Origin of the sequence: Aliirhizobium smilacinae, assembly GCF_006335145.1 — a bacterium.
GTDB classification, from domain to species: Bacteria; Pseudomonadota; Alphaproteobacteria; order Rhizobiales; family Rhizobiaceae; genus Neorhizobium; species Neorhizobium smilacinae.
The window spans coordinates 102,730-119,228 of sequence record NZ_VDMN01000009.1; the positions used below are offsets into that span (position 1 = coordinate 102,730).

Here is a 16,499-nt window from a genome sequence, read left to right on the forward strand (position 1 = left end):
TGGCGGAACTTCGACAACGGAAAAATTATACGAAAGTGACATTTCGGTTGATTTTTGCACAGGAATACGGTTCAAGACTTATACCGCAGTATAATTTTCAATCGGTTCGGAAATGGATCACAGCTCGCTTTATCTTAGGATGTTGCCGCAAGGCCTACTGTTGCGGAGTTCGGTTCGGTCCGCAATCGCCTCGGTCTTTTTACTCACGGGGTATAAACCAGTCTTCAGCAACGAACATCATATCTGGCAAGATAGAGCGACCGAATGGCATTTTGCAGGTTCACGCGCAGCACCTAAATCCGCAAGGCTGTCATCCAGATCCACGATACTGGCGGAAGCGCCCCAACCAATCCTTGTTTCTGCCCCGGTGATCAACTCTGAAAGCCTCGCAGCGCGGTTCGCCGGACCACCGCCCGGCTCGAGCCACCCTCTGCCTATTCCTGCCGACGGCCCAAAACCACCCGCATTGCATCGTCTGTCTCTCCCTATGGCGCCGAGCGACGACGAAGTTGCGAAACGCCAGCGTGCTGCCTATTCCTCGGTCGGCGTCTTCTCGCTCGGCGAAAAGCCGACTGAAACCGGACCCGAGGCGGATAGAGGGACCCAACAACCATCTCATATCGTGGCGCCGCGAAGCGATCTTCTTGATGGCGTACCGGAAGCTTACGCGGCACTCGCTGTCCGGATCGCGGCAGAAGAAGAGGTCGATCCGAACTGGGTGCTGGCCGTCATGCGTGCCGAGAACGCAGGCTTCGATCGGCAGCTGGCCAGCTTGGCCGGAGCCATCGGCCTAATGCAGGTCATGCCGCAGATAGGAACGGCGTTTGGTGCTACCGACCTGACCGACCCCGAACAGAATATTCGCGCCGGAACGCGCTTTTTGCACCTCCTGATCGGCAAATACCGCAATCCTGTCCTGATCGCATCGGCCTACAACGCCGGAGAGCCGCGCGTCGATGCCACCCATTCGCTGCCGTTGATCCAGGACACCGCCGACTATGTCACGCGGGTCGTCGGATACTACACGGGGATGCCAGCGGCTCTCCCGGCGGCTCAAGCGGGCACCTCGCGAGCTGCCCACAGGGGGCGGGCCGAGCGGGCAAAGTCTCCAATGCTTGTCTTCTCAGTCGCAGAACCGCCCGAGGCGCTCGGGCCAGCTCATCACGAGCATGATCCGATCGGTTCCGGCGGTCCGGTGAAGATCGTCAAGGAAGAGGAAGTCCAATGAGAAATTCCGCACTCACAGTTGAGGTCGCCATCTTTTACGTAAGGGCCGCCTGGTATTGGATCACAAAGCATAAAGCCATTGGCAACATGGCATGCGTGGTTGCAGCAAGTATGATCCTTGTGCTGGTCCAATACGAGCCGGCCGCTGCCCAGAACCTGGACGCTCTTCAGAATGCTGCCGACAGGCTTGTTCAATTCTTCACCGGACCCTTCGGCCGCTCAGTCGGTGCGATCGCGTTCATCGGCATGTTCCTGGCCGCAGCCTTCGGCTATTGGTCATGGGGGGCGCTGTTGCGGGTTGGTGGAAGCCTTGCGGGCATGTTCGCGGCCGCGGAGCTCGTCGACTTTCTCGCCGGCACTGGGGCCTGATCTTGGCCGGCGGCGGCACGACGATCGATGGGGGCGATGAGACCATCGAATCCTATCCCGTCATTCTTGCCCTGACACGTCCACCAACGGTCATGGGCGTTCCATACACCTATTTCCTCGCCGAATGCTTCGTGTCGCTGATGGTGTTCATGATCCTTGGCTCGATCCTCTGGTTTCCGGTCATGTTCATCGTCCTCCACGGTATTCTCTACGTGCTGACCGTCAAGCTCGATCTCTGGTTTTTCGACATCGTCGGGCGGCTCAGCATGTGCGGCGTCAATCCCCTCGGCCGCCGGCTGGGCGGCGGTATCAGGACCTACGGAGTCTAAGTGATGAGCACGATGGCACGTTCCTTGAAAGGAAGCCTGTCGAAAGGTTGGGAGATCTTCGCAGACAAGAGCGTCGCGACCCATGTCCCTTTTTATGTCCCAATCGAAAACGGCATCATCCGGCTGAAGAACGATTGCCTGGTCTCGACCATCCAGCTGACCGGGTTCTCCTTCGAAACCGCCGACATCGAAACAATCAACATGCTGCAGCGCCAGCGCAACGCTGCCTTCCGTGCGATCTCCTCCATCGGCAATTTCGCACTCTACACGCATGTCATCAGGCGCAAGGTTGCGCCATCGCTGCCCTCGACCTTTGCCGATCCGTTCATGCAGCGTCTCGACCACGTCTATCAGTCGAGCATCTCCAGGAACGAGATGTTCGTCAACGATACCTATGTCTCGCTGGTCGTCCGGCCCTTGTTCAAAAAGGGGTCGACCCTGTCTCGCCTCATGGGCATCGGCGGCAATGTCGTTCGTAAGGAGCAGTTCCGGGCGATGCGGGAACGGCTGGTCGAGGCCACCCGGGCGCTGGAAAAGTCGCTTGCCGTCTACAGTCCTAAGGTTCTGCGCGACGTCCAGCGCATCGCGGCCGATCTTGGCCATGGTCGTGCGATTTACAAGGCGATCGCCGACGATGCCGTTCTGGAGGAGGGCGCTCGAAAGATCTGGTTCTCCGAACAATGCGAGTTCTTTTACACCCTGCTGAATGGTGGCCGCGTGCGTCCGGTCCGTCTCGGCAATACACCGATCGATGAAATGCTGCCGGCGCGCCGCACCTCGATCGGCAACCGCCTCATTCATCTTGGGGGCGATACGGCCGGCGACGACCGGTTTGCCGCCATGGTGTCGTTGAAGGAATACCCGCCCGAGACCGGGGCTGGCATGCTCGACTATATCCTCAAGCTGCCATTCGAAATGGTGTTGACCCAGTCGATGTCCTTTGTCGACGACATGTCCGCACGGGGCCGCATCGAGCGTCTCGATCGGCAAATGTCGAAAGCGGACGAGGGCGGATCGAGTGTCCAGGCCAATCTCGATATCGCTCGGGACGAGCTTGCCCGTAAGCGTGTAGCGTTCGCCGAACATCATCTGACCGTCATGCCGATCGCCAAATCCATCGCCCGGCTCGATGATGCGGTCGCCCTGATCGGCAATGAGCTGGGCGCGCTCGGCGCATCCTATGTCCGCGAGGACCTCAATACTGAGCCTGCCTACTGGGCGCAACTTCCGGGCAATCAGGCCTATATCGCACGCCGCGCGATGATCTCAACCTTGAACTGTGCCGGATTAAGCAGCTTCCACGCTTATCCTTATGGCAAGCCTGACGGCAATCATTGGGGACCGGCGATCACGATCTTCGAGACGACGTCCGGCACGCCGTTTTTCTTTAATTTCCATCAGGGCGATGTGGGGCATGCGACCGTCTTCGGACCGACCGGTTCTGGCAAGACGGTGATCATGTCCTTCCTGATCCTTCAGGCTTATCGCGTCAGTCCGCGGCTGAAGACGATCGTCTTCGACAAAGACAGGGGCCTCGACATCATGGTCAGGGCCGCGGGCGGCACCTACATGGCGCTGGAGCCGGGAGAGCCCTCGGGCTGGAACCCGTTGCTTCTCGACGATACCGAGGAAAATCGCGTCTTTCTCTATGGCCTGCTCAGCTTCATGCTGAAGCCGACAAAGCAGGGAGAAAGCCTCTCGCCTCAGGAAGAGGCGATTATCCGCAATGCCATCAAGTCCGTCCTTAAGACCAAGGACAGGTCCTATCGGCGCCTTTCGTCCTTGCGTGCGCTTCTTGCCGGCAGCGAGCGCACCGAGGGCAGTCTGATCGCCAGGCTCGACAAGTGGGTCGACAAGGGACCCTATGCCTGGCTCTTCGACAATGCCGACGACAGGCTCGACATTTCCCGTCCGATGATCGGCTTCGACATGACCTCGATCCTCGACGATCCGACGGTTCGCACCGCCGCACTCCTCTACATGTTCCATCGCCTCGAAAGGATCTACGACGGCAAGGCGCCGATCATCAATCTGATGGACGAAGCCTGGAAGTTGCTCGACGACGACGAGTTCAAGCGCACCATGAAGGATTATTTCAAGACCATCCGAAAGCGGAATGGCCTGGTGATCTTCGGGACGCAGTCGGCCGACGACGTGGTCCAATCGAGTGTCAGCCGCACCATCATCGAACAGACCTCCACCAATATATTCTTCGCCAATCCTAAGGCCGACGAGAGCTCGTACATGGAGCACTTTGGCTTATCGAGAGCCGAATTCGACTGGGTCAAGAACGGCGATCCGAGCTCTCGTTTCATGCTGATCAAGCAAGCGAAAAGCAGCGTGATCGCGCGTGTAGACATGTCCCATATGCCCGAATTCATCAAGGTCTTGTCAGGGCGGGAAGAGACCGTTCGCGAGGTGGAGATGCTCCGCGACGAATACGGTGAGGACCCGAAGGGCTGGCTGTCGAAATTCTGCGACTGGGAAGGGGACGCGTCCGATGACCACGCCACGACTTCCTGAACTGGCAACCGTCGGTGCGCTTGCGATTGCCACCATCATGGTGCCCTCGGTCGCGCGCGCGCAGGTCCCAGTAATCGATGATACCCGCCTGAAAAGCGACGAGGCGACCCGCGATAGTTACCAGCCCTACCAGGCTGACACGCAAAGCGTCAAAGGCGCTTCCGGTGGGACGACCGATAGCGTCGCTCCGGGACAGGGATCCGGGGCGCCGGCAGATTGTTCGGCGGCCGGAATGGCCGGGGAAACTGCGCCCGCTGGCCCATCGAAACGGACCCCAAGCCAGCAGGAAGTCGCCCGCATGGTCCGCGACGAAGCGATCCGGCAAGGTGTTGACCCCAATTTTGCTATGGCGATCGCCGAACAGGAATCGCGCTTCCGCCAATCGGCCCGTTCCGGGGTGGGCGCGACCGGCGTGATGCAGCTGATGCCGGGGACGGCAGCAGGGCTTGGTGTGAACCCCTACGATACGCAGGACAATATCCGCGGCGGGGTCAAGTACATCAAGCAGCTCCAGGGCATGTTCGGCGACCGTTACGACCTGATCGCCGCAGGCTACAATGCTGGCCCCTATCGGCAATCGCTTCAAAACGGCCAGATCCCGAAGATTGCCGAGACCCAGGACTACGTCAAAAAGGTCTCAGGGTATTACGAGCGCAACAAGGGCGAAAATGGAGACCGGACGCCGAATGGAACTGCGACGACCGAGCCAGAAACCGTCAGCGATACCACGGGTTGCGGCGAGCAGCTGAAAAAGGCTGTCGACCGCAACACACAGGTGCAGGTCGAACGCGCGACCAACTGGAATGCTTTCGCCCAGAAATCGCTCGTAGCAAACCAGCAGTATCTGCAGCGCCTCCAGGCTGGCCTGCAATCGTCATCTGCCAGTCTACGGGGTTCGGGCGGCGGGAATTCGAGGGACAATGACGGCTCGCTGATCATGGCACAGATCCAGTGCCCGACGACGATCATCGATACCGGCAGCACACGCTGCTTTGCCGTCCCGGCGAACGCCACGACAGAGCAGATAGGGCGCTGGCTTGAGGACCTTCAGGATGCGGCGCGCGCCAATGGTGACACAGCGACCTTCTCGGCGATGCAGGATCCGGTGCTTGGATTGGTGACGGTCGTCGATGCCCGGCCAACGGAAAACTCACGAAACAGCAAAGGAGAGGCTTATGAATAGGATTGTTCTTGCCATTGGGCTCGGTCTAGCCGCCACGCCACACGCCTTCGCACAGGTTCCGGTCAAGGACTCGGCCAATATCGCCGCAGCGCAAGAAATCGAGCGGCTGTCAAAACAGATCCAGCAGGATACGTCGGTCGTCAAGGATAACGTGACGAAGACGCTGCAGGCTATCGTCGGTGATCGCACACAGGATGCCAGCCAGTTTGCCAAGCTTGCCACCGGCAATGGCTTCAGCATGGGGCAGGCACCTGACTTCAACTCGATCCTGTCGAGCAACCAGGCTGTGTTCGGCGGTATCAGCGGCCAGTTCCAGAACACGGCCGCCAAACTGATCAACGGTCTCAACCTCGTGAGAATGGTCGTCGATACGGCCAAGGGCGGCGAACTGTCAGGTGCCAATCAGGCCTATTCTCAAGGGATAAATGCCTTGACGACCCTGACAGCGCTGACCGACGCGATGAACAGTGCGACGAAAGACCGCCAGAATTCCTTCATCCAGGCGACCGAGAAGATCGGCTCGGCGCAGGACCTGAAAGGCGCGCTGGAGCAGAACACTCAGATGGTGCTGCAGGGAAACCAGACCGCCAATGAGGCCGTTGGTTCTCTCAACAACCAAGTCATGCTGTTGAACCAGCAATACAAGGCGGCTCTCGCGACTTCTTCACAGAACCTGAAGACTTTCGCCACGCTACCAGAAAGCGTCATCCGTGATGGCAGCTCATCCACCACCGAGACCGCGTCGGTGCGTGATCAACTGGAAGCCTTCGAGGAGCAGTCCCAATGAGGGTTTTGGTGGTGATCGTGGGTCTTTCCCTGGCTCTCGGCGGTTGTGCCGGGAAATACGAGCATCTGGCGAAATGCTCGGCCGACGACAGCCCGGTGCCCGCGCTTGGCTATGGGCCGGAGCAGCTTGAAGAGTCCGCGACAGCGTTCGATGCGGTGCTGCCGCGTGATTGCGGGACGATGCAACCCGCCAATCAGTTCTAGCCGGCAATTCCAGCCCGCCAACAGGGTTTTAGGGGACGAAATGGATCCGGTCAGCTACGCGATTAATTTCTATGGCGATGCGCTCAGATATTTCGACAAGATCAATGAGGCTTCACTGGAGCGGGCATGGGGAATGTTTGCTGAGAACGGCGAACTTGTCAGCGCCATCCTAGCAATCTTTCTTGCGGTTTACTTCATGATGGCAGCCCTCGGCCAGACCCGGATTTCAATGGCCGATATGGCGATCACGGGTTTTAAGGTCGCCCTTGCCTATGCTCTGATCATGTCCTGGGCGACGTTCTACGACAATATCGGCCACTTCGTGCTCTCCTCACCGCAGGATCTCGGATCGGCGATTTCCTCGGCCATGGGCGGGCAGTCGGCAGGAGCCGATTTGGCTCAACAGGTCGCGTCAATGGCGCGAAAAGTCTACGACTTCGCCATGCAGCTGTTCAATTCTTATGAATCGGGTTGGCTGCCGAACGTGACCGGCGCCGTCGTGGTTTTCATTGTGCTGGTCTTCGGTCTCTTGCCGATGCTGCTGATTCTCACCGGTGTCACGCTGTTTGCCAAGATGATCACCGCCGTCATGCTCGCAATCGGACCGATCGCGATCCTCTGCTACTTCTTCGGCATCACCCGCTTCGTCTTCGATGCTTGGGTAAAGGGCGTTGCCTTCGGCATGTTTATGCTGCTCTTCACCTACATCATGGCGGGGCTCTCGTTCGGGTTCCTTATCGGCATGATGGAGACGGTCAATGATGACATGGCGACAAGCGAGAACGCGCTGGCGATCGTTGTTGCCATGGTGCTTTACCTGGCACTGATTGCTTACTTCATTTTCCAAGTCCCGGATTTCGCAAAGGCCTTCGCTTACGGAGCAGCCACGGACGGCGCTCCGGGCGGGGGTTATGTCGATACCATTTACGGCTCGGCGCGCCGAGCGCTTTCCTCAAGCAGTTCGCGCAGCGGACAAGCCGCCGCCGTCGCCCTTGGCATGTTGGCCGGGCCGAAAGGCGCGCTGGTGGCCGGCGCCCTTGCCGGTCGAGGTATGGCCACCTCGGGCGCACTAGGCCGGATGCTGACTTTGCGACGTCGCAGTGGTGGGTGAGGGAAAGGCTCTAACTGCGGGACGACGACGGAGAACTTTTTCATAACACGCATTTCGGGGATCGATTTTGACACTCATTACGAAACAGGTGCGAACCGAGCCGACCGATAAGGTTGCCGGCCAAGAAGACATTTACGATCAACATCATTCCTGGGGTGAGAAGAACAGGTCGCTGCGGACATTGATCGGTATGATCCTGCTGGTCTTTGCGGTCGCCGGCTGGGCCATCGCCGGCATCTTGTCTTTCTCGGTCGCGCAGCTATTCCCGCTTGTGCGCACCGAGGTCGTGCCGCTGATCGTCGATAAGAATACCGGCTACATGGAAACCGTCACGACGCTCGAAAAGGATCGCTCGGGCGTCTCGGAACTTCCAGCGGTGCAGGCGTCCTTTGTCGGAAACTACGTCGTCCGCCGCGAGACATACGACCCTCGCTACCTCTCCGACAATTTCGACATGATCGCGCTCTGGTCGGAGCCGAATTCCTTGGCCTTCAAAGATTACGAAGATTGGATGAACCCCAGCAACCCCCGGGGGCCGGTCAAGACCATGGGCGCGACTGGCGACATTCATCCGGAGATCCTGTCGGTCAATCCGCTCAACGCCTCGACCATGGCCGTGCGTTTCGAAACGCGGGAGCGGCGCCGCGGCGGGGACGTCGTCAATCGCTGGTCGGCGACCGTGCGGTTTCGGCAGATCAATCTCCCTGCAAGCAATCGCGTCCGTCTTTACAATCCTCTCGGCTTTGTCGTGACGGAATACGCCAAGGTTCCGGAAAACATGCCGTCGGGGCTCGTGCCATGAAGCGATGGATCATCGCACTCTTTGTCCTGTCGGTCCTTGAGCCGACAATCGCGAACGCTGAATTGTTGGCGCGACCAGGCAGGCTCGACCCGCGGATCCGCTCGCTGCCCTATTCCGCCGAGCAGGTCTTCCAAGTGACCGGCACCTACGGTCTGGTGACCACCATCCTGTTTGGCGCAGATGAGGACATCACACAGGTCGTCGCCGGCGACACCGTGTCCTGGCAGATCCTCACCTCTGCCGACAGGCGATCGTTGACCCTGAAGCCGATGGAGAAGGATGCTGCTACCAACCTTTCCGTGGTGACGACAAAGCGAACCTATTCCTTCGATCTGCGGGTCAATGACAGCAAAGCGATGCAGAACCAGACCTTTAAGCTGAGGTTCACCTATCCAGAAGATGCCGGTCTCAAAGGTACGGCCGAGCTCTGGAAGCAGGCGCAGGATGCGCAGCGCAATCCGAACATCAAGAACATCCGCCGCGACAAGGTCAACTATGACTATGGCTTCAAGGGCAACGATGCGGCCAAGCCCGTCTGGGTCTTCGATGACGGGCTGAAGACATTCATGAAGTTCAGTGGCGATATTCCGGCAATTTTCATCGTCGATGCGAAGCGCAGGGAAAGCCTCGTGAACCATCGGCGCGAAGCCGACTACATCGTTATCGACAAGGTCTCGCGCCAGTGGTCGCTGCGCTATGGCACGGAAGAAGAGACATGCCTCTTCAATCTGCGGACCGTGCCAGTGGACATCCCCGCACCGATTGAAGGTGCCGTTGCCCCGAAGCGCATGGGCGGCGTAACCGGCCCGCAACACTCACAATCACGATAGGAGGGCACAATGTCGGATCCCAACTTCAATTCGCCCAATTATGGCTCGCTGGATGGTGATGCGTCGCTCGGCGGACCGGTCAGACGGGCCGGGATCGGGCTGATGCGCCCATTCGCAGTGGTTGCGGCGATCGCCGGTGTTGTTGTTGTTCTCTACTTTCTCCTTTCCAGCGGCGAACTGGAGCAGGTTGTCGACAACACGCCGCGCGAAGAATTCCGCCCAGTGCAGACGCCCCGAAACGAGGGGTTCAGAACACCCGCACCGCCGCCATTGCCGACCGTTCAGGTGCCGGAGGCGCCGCCTCCTCCACCGCCACCGCCGCCGGCCCCCGTCGTGCCGACTGCTGCCCCCGCACTTCCGCCGGCGGAGGTCGATTGCACGAGAGGCAAGAATCCAGACAATCCCCGTTGCATTGAGCTCGCCCGCCAGGCCAAGCTTCTCGAGCGCGTGCGGTCCTCGGCCATGGTCTTCGACAAGACGAATGAGGCCCAAGGTGCTGCGCAGGCCACGACCTCAGGGGCGGGTGCCGCGCCATTCGGCATGGGGTCGGCGTCGGGTGCTGATGCCGCACCCGCATCCGACAATGGCGGCGCAGTCGATGGCGCCAATGATCGTGACAGGGCTTTCCTCAAGGCAATGGGCGGGCAGGGGGTACAGGTCTCGGTTGCCACCGAGAACCGTCGGACCGACGCATGGATTCCGCAAGGCACGATGATTCGTGGAACGCTGGAGACCGCCATCAATTCCGATCTTGCCGGGATGGTGAAGGGGGGCGTGCGGGAAGACGTCTACTCCTTCGACGGCCGACGGATCCTGATTCCCGCTGGTTCGTCGCTGATCGGAGACTACAAATCCGGCGTCGAGCGTGGGCAGGAGCGGATCCTGATCGTCTGGACGAGGATGATCCGTGGTGATGGGGTCTCGGTGCAGCTCGGCTCTTACGGAACAGACCGGCTTGGGCGCTCGGGCATGACCGGGAGTGTCGACCGGAAATACTGGGAGCGGTTCGGGCCGCCGGCGCTGATGACCCTGATCGGAGGCGCCACCCAATACATCGCGCAGCTCGGTCAAAAGGACAACCAGTACATCACCGTGGTCAACAGTGACGGAAGCGTTACGCAGGTCCCTCAAAACAGCGGCGACACATCCCAGGATCGCGCCCGTCAGATCGCTGCCGAGACGATCGCATCCGGCATCCAGCAACTGGGTACTGAAGCATTCCAGGATAGCCGCAACGTTCGTCCGACCATCCATGTCCGCCAAGGCTCCGACATAAATGTCTTTGTCACACGCGACCTCGATTTCGCCGGCCTTTATCCCGATCCGGTCCGCGAGGAGTTTGATCGGTTGCGCAGGCAAAGAGGTGGCAAATGAACGCCCGTCCCGCAATCTCGGCAGAGCACCATTTCCTGGCCGAAGCCTTGGAGCCGATCCGGCGATTTCTCGATGATCCGGGCATTGTCGAGATATCCTGCCAGGCCAATGATGAGGTCTGGCTGGAGAAGATCGGCCATCTCGCCATGGTGAGGGAGCGGGTCGAAGGTCTCCACCAGGAGGCGATCCGCCACATGGCTTCCCGGGCGGCATCCTTCACGAAGCAGACGGTCAATGCCGAAAACCCGTTGCTGTCGGCAACGCTGACAGGCGGGGAGCGTGTCCAGTTCGTGCTCAACCCGACGTCTGCGACCGGCCATGCGTTTTCGATCCGCAAGCAGTTCATCCGCCGCTTCGATCTGAACGACTATGAACGGGCCGGCGCCTTCCGCTTCACCAAGGTCACCGGTAACGACTATATCGATGACGTCGACATCGAACTGTCCCGGCTTCTGCGGGCTCGACAGGTCCGAGCTTTCCTCGAACTCGCGGCGATGAACCATCGAAGCATGCTGATCTCTGGCGGCACATCGACCGGCAAGACCACTTTTCTCAACACGATGCTGACCGCTATCCCCAATCAGGAGCGGTTCATCCTGATGCAGGACACCGCAGAGCTCGACACTCGCCAGGACAATGTCGTGTCACTGCTCGTCTCGAAAGGTGGGCAGGGGGAGGCGAAGGTGACGATGGGCGATCTTCTCGCCACCGCGTTGCGCCTGAGGCCCGACCGAATTTTCATGGGAGAGCTGCGAGGTGACGAGGCGTTCGACTTCCTCAATGCCATCAATACGGGTCACCCCGGCTCGATGTCGACCATCCATGCGAACTCGCCGCATCACGCCTTCAATCGCCTGTCGACGCTGGTGCTCAACAGCAATGTGCGCATGGAGCGGGATGATATCATTCGTTACATCCGCTCCATCATTCCGATCGTGGTCCAGCTGAAGAAGAGTGATGCCATCGGCGGCCGCGGCGTCAGCGAGATCTATTTTGCCGATGAGGTCGATGAAGATGGCAAACGTATCCACGCCCACCGAGATTGAGCGCCCGAAGTGGTCAGGCCTGCAGAACGCGTCGCCGCTTACCTTTCCATTCGCCATCATCGGTGCGGCCGGCCTGTGGCTCTTCGTATTTGCGATGATATACGACGCCTATATCGTCTCGTTTGGACAGGGGTCCTATTTCGACTACGTCGGTGTGGTGCGCTTTACCGACGCCATGCGCTACACTTGGTCGATCATCCACACGAGAAATACCGTCGGGCTTTCTGTCCTCGCCTTAGCGCTATCCTCGCCGTTCCTGTTCTTCGTTTTGAGCCTTTGGATGCTGAAGGCGGGACGGGCCTTCTCGCGCAAGATCCTCTATCTGCTTCACGTCCGGTCGATGTTCAGTCTGATCGCGCTGACTGCGATGATTTTTGCCGCCGCCTATGCCGGCGCCATCGTCTACGGCATCGCCTTCTACGTGGTCGCGACCAAGGCAGGTGAACACGTCGCAATCGCCAGCTATTATGGCAACCACCTTGCCGCCATGTATCAAGCCCCCTTCGGTGCGACGGACGCGGCTGGAGCCTATCAGAAACCCTCCCGCCAGACCGTCTTTGCGGCGCTGGCCGGGCTTGCCGCTGCAGGAGCCCTTGTCGGTTTTCCAATCGGGGCCGCCATTCAGAAGCGTCAGCGGATGATCATGGGCCGGGCGAGGCTTGCGACGCTGAAGGATGCCGCCGATTTTCGATTGCGAGACAAGCATGGCATCGTGCTTGGCCTGAAACAGGGCCTGCTTCTGCGCAATGATGGCGACCAGCATGTCATGGTCATCGGATCGCCCGGGCAAGGTAAATCGCGCAGCTTCGTCATCCCGACGATGATGAGCTTTGAAGGGTCGCAGGTCGTGCTCGATATGAGCGGCGAGCTTTTCGATGAGACCTCGGGCTACCTTAAGGACAAAGGCTACGACATCTTTCTTCTGGCCCCGGGCTCCCGATTTACCGATGGCTATAATCCGCTTGATCTGATCAGCACCGAGCCGAACCAGCGGATCACTGACCTGCAGAAGCTGACGCAAATGCTGCTTCCCGAGCGGCTTCGCTCGGACTCCTCGGATTTCTGGGAAGAGAGTGCCAGGATCCTGCTGACGGCGATGCTCGGCTTCGTCCTCGAATGCCCCGATACCCGCAAATCGCTGAGCGAGCTCTATCGCATCCTCAACTCCATGTCCGACGAACGGAAGGCGATCGTCCAGCTCCTGGAAAATTACGAGGCGGTGCTCTCGGACCAGACCCGAATGCAGCTGACAAAATTCGCCGGGCGCCATGAGAAGCTCGGCGAAGGGATCGCTGCGGAAATCGTCGCCAAGCTCAATTTTCTGCAGAACCCCATGGTCGAGGCACTTACATCGATCACCACGATCCCCATCGACGGGATCAGAAAGCGCAAGCTCGCCATCTTCATCCAGGCGGACTGGAACGCCATCCAGATCTACGAGCGGCTGATCTCGATGTTCATCCAGCAAATGGCCGACAAGCTCGTGCAGCTCGGGCCATTGCCGAACGGCGAGCACGAGGTCCTGATGATGCTCGACGAATTCGGCAATGGCGGCCGCATCGACACCGTGCTGACGCTCGCGCCGCTCATTCGCAAGAATGGGGTTCGCTTTGTCTTCATCCTTCAGGACGGCGCCCAGCTTGAACGCCTCTATCAAAGGTCCGGCCAGAAGATCCTGATGGGGGCTTCGACGATCAAGCTGTTCATGAACTTCCAGAACCCGGAGGATGCGGCCGCGGTGTCCATGGCGGCGGGCAAGACCACGGAATGGGTCGAGCATTCCTCTTATTCGCATCGCCATGGCCGAAGGCAGCGCTCAATCTCGAAAGTCCCGGTGTCTGTCGATCTGCTTTCCGTCAACACGCTGATGATGATGAAGCCGGAAGAAGCAATTCTGCAGGTGACTGGAATGCCATTGATGCGGATTATGAAGCTTGATTCCGGCGGAGAACGCATGTTTGCCAAGGTACAAAGGTTCAAATCAATGACAAAGCCCTGTATGGAGCCGATCGAGTGGACGATCGAGCATGGCGGCCAACCTGCCTTAGGTGACGATGATGCACCAACAGCGCCGGGGTATAGGCTGCAAGACCCGCGATTTACCGTAAAGAATGGCGTGCGGCAGGTTTATATTTCCTCCCTTGACGAGCTTCGCCAGCGTCTTGATCTCGACGAAACACGGGACGTCGGCGTAGCGGAAGCTGAGCAGTCAGCGAAGATTCCGGATCCCAACTCGAAAACGAAGCGCCCCACTTCCGGACGAGGGAGGCAATTCAGGAAATCCGAGCCACCGCCTGCGAGCAAGGGCAGGATCGATCCTGAGATTGACGAGGAGACGTTGGTTCAGAAGATCTATCCTGGCGCCCCAGATGACCGGAATGAGGTGACAGTATCCGAGCCAACTTCCTCTGCTGAGGTGAGCCTACCACGACGTAGCTTGCCGGTCCTACGGCGGCAGGATGTCAAGGAGGTCTTTGGCAAGGATATCGAAGCCCTTAACCAGGTGTTATTCCAGCGGACAGATGACAGTTCGATTGACGTGCTTGAGCTCAACAAGGACGTCGACCTGCTGATCCAACGTTTGTCCGATCGGCTATCGGACGACGACTCGAGGAAATATCTGCGAGCGTTTGCCGAGGCCGCCCGCGATCCTTTGGGCGAGGATTGTGCACCCGTCGAGCCTTAGGCAGGCCAGTCTGCCGCAAGCGGCCGATATGCATTCGGTATCCGGCATGTTTGCAATCGGGCAGGTTTCGAGATCCCCATCTTCAGGCAGGTCGCAAAGTCGCGCGCATGACTGCCTCGAGGAACGAGGTGCGGAATATCTCTGCACCGAAGCACGTCTCCAATAGCCGTCGATAACGAGCCGATTTGATTCGTTCGAAGCGTGGCCAGGCCTTACGATATGGCGGTTGGATGACGGATGTGTTCGATCACCCAGGCCAGTAGGCGGCGCGCTGACGTGACAGCCTGATCCTTGGCAAGATCCGAGGGGGTGAGCAGAAAGACCGGCCCGATCTGCTCCATCCGCGGCAATGTCTTTGCCTTCGCAGCTTGGTATTCTTCTGTTTCCATGCCCATCGCCTCGATGATGAGCGTTGTGCACGGATTATCTCGATAGGTAGCCTCGATGACGAAGTCTGGTCGGCATAAGCCGTTTCGCGCCTCTAATGCAAAGAGCGGTTTGACGATCCGGATCCGCAAGTCCGGCAGCATTTCGAAAAGAGCGTCCTGCAGCCAGAACAGCAAGTGTGACACTTGTCGTTCGAAGCCCGATTCGATCGGGAAGAGCGTTTCGGAATTGTAGACAGGCTGGGCATAAGCCTGGATCGCCCTGGCCGGCCCGTTATCGTCATCTTCGAAATCGGCGTTGAGCAAAACCAGATACGGTCCCCTATGCGCTGGATCGCCCCGGAGCGGTTGTCGAACCTTGCCCATGACATCGAGCACTCGAGCAGAGGATGCCGGCATAATAGACTGCGCAGATACGCTCGTGGCGTAAAGGAGCATAAACCCGGTGCGTCTGACTGCTGGAGGCCAGTCTTTGCGCGACGCGGAGAGCAAGCCCTGCCATCGGCTGTCGGCATCCCAGTAATCCGCAGCCCAGGTCGATATCAGTGCATTGAAGGTCCAGGTCCGTAACACTCTGAAATGCTTTGCCGCGGTGCGAAATCTCGAGATCTGGTTCTTGAGAGAAAACTCAGGCCGATCCTGCAACGGTGGGATGATGTTGATTTGTGCCTTGTCGAGAACGCGCCACAGAATGGTCCCGAGCCTCGATGGGCGATCATTTCTCTCAGCTGACCGCGGCAGCCCTCGTTCTGATAGATTGGCAAGGCGATCGGGGATAGCAGGTAGCGGATCGACATGGCGCCTGTCAGATTTCGGCATTGGGCGGATATGAAATTGGTGGTCGATCAGCGCCGGGCTGCTATCCTTGTCGATATGAAATGGACAGGAGGAGGCGTGGTTGGGTCGCCATTCATCGTGATGATCATCTAGTCTCTTTGACTTTAATCGCCGCAGCGTGAAGGTACGCTCCTGCCGGATCGGCGCCAGCAAGGGCTGGAACGGCTCGGTCACGCAGTCACAGGCGATCCAACCGTCCATAACCTTTGCCCGTCGGATCACCGCAAGGGCGACAGCCTCGTCTTCCCTAGACGCCGCATTGCCATACCAGGCACGAAGAGCGGTTCCTTCATGACTCGTGAGCGTCTCTAGGTGGTGGCCGGGGCTATTGCGAACGACGATCCGCATCTCGCGATACCGTCAATAGCCAAGCAGCCATAGGCAATATCCGAAATAGCCGACGCCAGCCGCAGCCGCCAATGATACCGCCATCTCAATCCAGACCACGCCGGAGCGATGGTTTTCAACACGGGCATCTTCAATGAGAAAGGACAGGATTACGAAAACCGGCACTGTCATCGTGTAACCCAACGTCAGTACATCGGCAGTGGCAAGCTTAGCGCAGATGAAGACGACTGCGAAAATGGCGATTGCACCGAAAAGGCTTCGAACCTGGATGCGGTAGCTTCGTGGCTCAAATAACATTGCTCACTTCCTTTCTTTGTGCGTCTTTTGCGTGTGACCGGCTAAACAACACGGATGATCCTAACGACGGTCAAACAGGCCGGTGTCTGCGCCTTCACGAGCTATCGACAACACGTTCGGTCACATGGTGCTATTGCGAGAATCTGTCACCCCGGTGTAAG

14 protein-coding genes are annotated in these 16,499 nt (G+C 58.9%); 12 read left to right on the top strand and 2 right to left on the bottom strand.

What is annotated here, in order from left to right; all coding sequences use genetic code 11:
- The first annotated feature begins 487 nt into the window (after window positions 1–487).
- The 12 genes from FHP24_RS26275 to FHP24_RS26335 all read left to right on the top strand — a co-directional run bounded on the left by FHP24_RS26275 (window position 488) and on the right by FHP24_RS26335 (window position 14,470).
- Window positions 488–1,228: a transglycosylase SLT domain-containing protein gene (locus tag FHP24_RS26275; protein WP_246091949.1), complete on the top strand. Its 741-nt coding sequence runs from the start codon at window positions 488–490 to the stop codon at window positions 1,226–1,228.
- On the top strand, window positions 1,225–1,596 hold the full coding sequence (locus tag FHP24_RS26280; RefSeq protein WP_139679206.1) for a TrbC/VirB2 family protein: 372 nt from the start codon (window positions 1,225–1,227) through the stop codon (window positions 1,594–1,596). Before FHP24_RS26275 ends, FHP24_RS26280 begins: the two co-directional genes overlap by 4 nt.
- A 2-nt stretch (window positions 1,597–1,598) precedes the next feature.
- Window positions 1,599–1,925 (top strand): VirB3 family type IV secretion system protein, encoded by a 327-nt coding sequence (locus FHP24_RS26285; RefSeq protein ID WP_246091950.1) that lies wholly within the window; start codon window positions 1,599–1,601, stop codon window positions 1,923–1,925.
- A 3-nt stretch (window positions 1,926–1,928) separates the two neighbouring features.
- Window positions 1,929–4,448, top strand: coding sequence for a VirB4 family type IV secretion/conjugal transfer ATPase (locus tag FHP24_RS26290; protein WP_139679207.1), 2,520 nt, complete (start codon window positions 1,929–1,931; stop codon window positions 4,446–4,448).
- Window positions 4,426–5,631 (top strand): lytic transglycosylase domain-containing protein, encoded by a 1,206-nt coding sequence (locus FHP24_RS26295; RefSeq protein WP_139679208.1) that lies wholly within the window; start codon window positions 4,426–4,428, stop codon window positions 5,629–5,631. The genes FHP24_RS26290 and FHP24_RS26295 overlap by 23 nt, the downstream gene beginning before the upstream one ends.
- On the top strand, window positions 5,624–6,418 hold the full coding sequence (locus FHP24_RS26300; RefSeq protein ID WP_139679209.1) for a conjugal transfer protein: 795 nt from the start codon (window positions 5,624–5,626) through the stop codon (window positions 6,416–6,418). Before FHP24_RS26295 ends, FHP24_RS26300 begins: the two co-directional genes overlap by 8 nt.
- 111 nt (window positions 6,419–6,529) lie before the next feature.
- Window positions 6,530–7,732: a type IV secretion system protein gene (locus FHP24_RS26310; protein ID WP_246091955.1), complete on the top strand. Its 1,203-nt coding sequence runs from the start codon at window positions 6,530–6,532 to the stop codon at window positions 7,730–7,732.
- Window positions 7,733–7,799: 67 nt separating this feature from the next.
- The gene (locus FHP24_RS26315) at window positions 7,800–8,534 is read left to right on the top strand and encodes a virB8 family protein (protein WP_139679212.1); all 735 of its coding nucleotides are present in this window, start codon (window positions 7,800–7,802) and stop codon (window positions 8,532–8,534) included.
- Entirely contained in the window at window positions 8,531–9,364 is an 834-nt protein-coding gene (locus tag FHP24_RS26320) for a TrbG/VirB9 family P-type conjugative transfer protein (RefSeq protein WP_139679213.1), read from the top strand. Before FHP24_RS26315 ends, FHP24_RS26320 begins: the two co-directional genes overlap by 4 nt.
- Before the next feature lie 9 nt (window positions 9,365–9,373).
- Complete coding sequence (gene virB10, locus FHP24_RS26325; protein ID WP_139679214.1) at window positions 9,374–10,738, top strand: type IV secretion system protein VirB10; 1,365 nt, start codon at window positions 9,374–9,376, stop codon at window positions 10,736–10,738.
- The gene (gene virB11 / locus FHP24_RS26330; protein WP_139679215.1) at window positions 10,735–11,784 is read left to right on the top strand and encodes a P-type DNA transfer ATPase VirB11; all 1,050 of its coding nucleotides are present in this window, start codon (window positions 10,735–10,737) and stop codon (window positions 11,782–11,784) included. Before virB10 ends, virB11 begins: the two co-directional genes overlap by 4 nt.
- A complete protein-coding gene (locus tag FHP24_RS26335; RefSeq protein WP_139679216.1) occupies window positions 11,753–14,470 on the top strand; it encodes a type IV secretory system conjugative DNA transfer family protein in 2,718 nt (905 codons plus the stop codon). Before virB11 ends, FHP24_RS26335 begins: the two co-directional genes overlap by 32 nt.
- A 212-nt stretch (window positions 14,471–14,682) precedes the next feature.
- Here FHP24_RS26335 and FHP24_RS26340 read toward each other — a convergent pair whose 3' ends face one another.
- Window positions 14,683–16,041, bottom strand: a complete 1,359-nt coding sequence (locus FHP24_RS26340; protein WP_139679217.1) for a hypothetical protein — start codon at window positions 16,039–16,041, stop codon at window positions 14,683–14,685.
- A gap of 12 nt (window positions 16,042–16,053) precedes the next feature.
- Window positions 16,054–16,338, bottom strand: coding sequence for a hypothetical protein (locus tag FHP24_RS26345; RefSeq protein ID WP_139679218.1), 285 nt, complete (start codon window positions 16,336–16,338; stop codon window positions 16,054–16,056).
- Window positions 16,339–16,499: the final 161 nt, after the last annotated feature.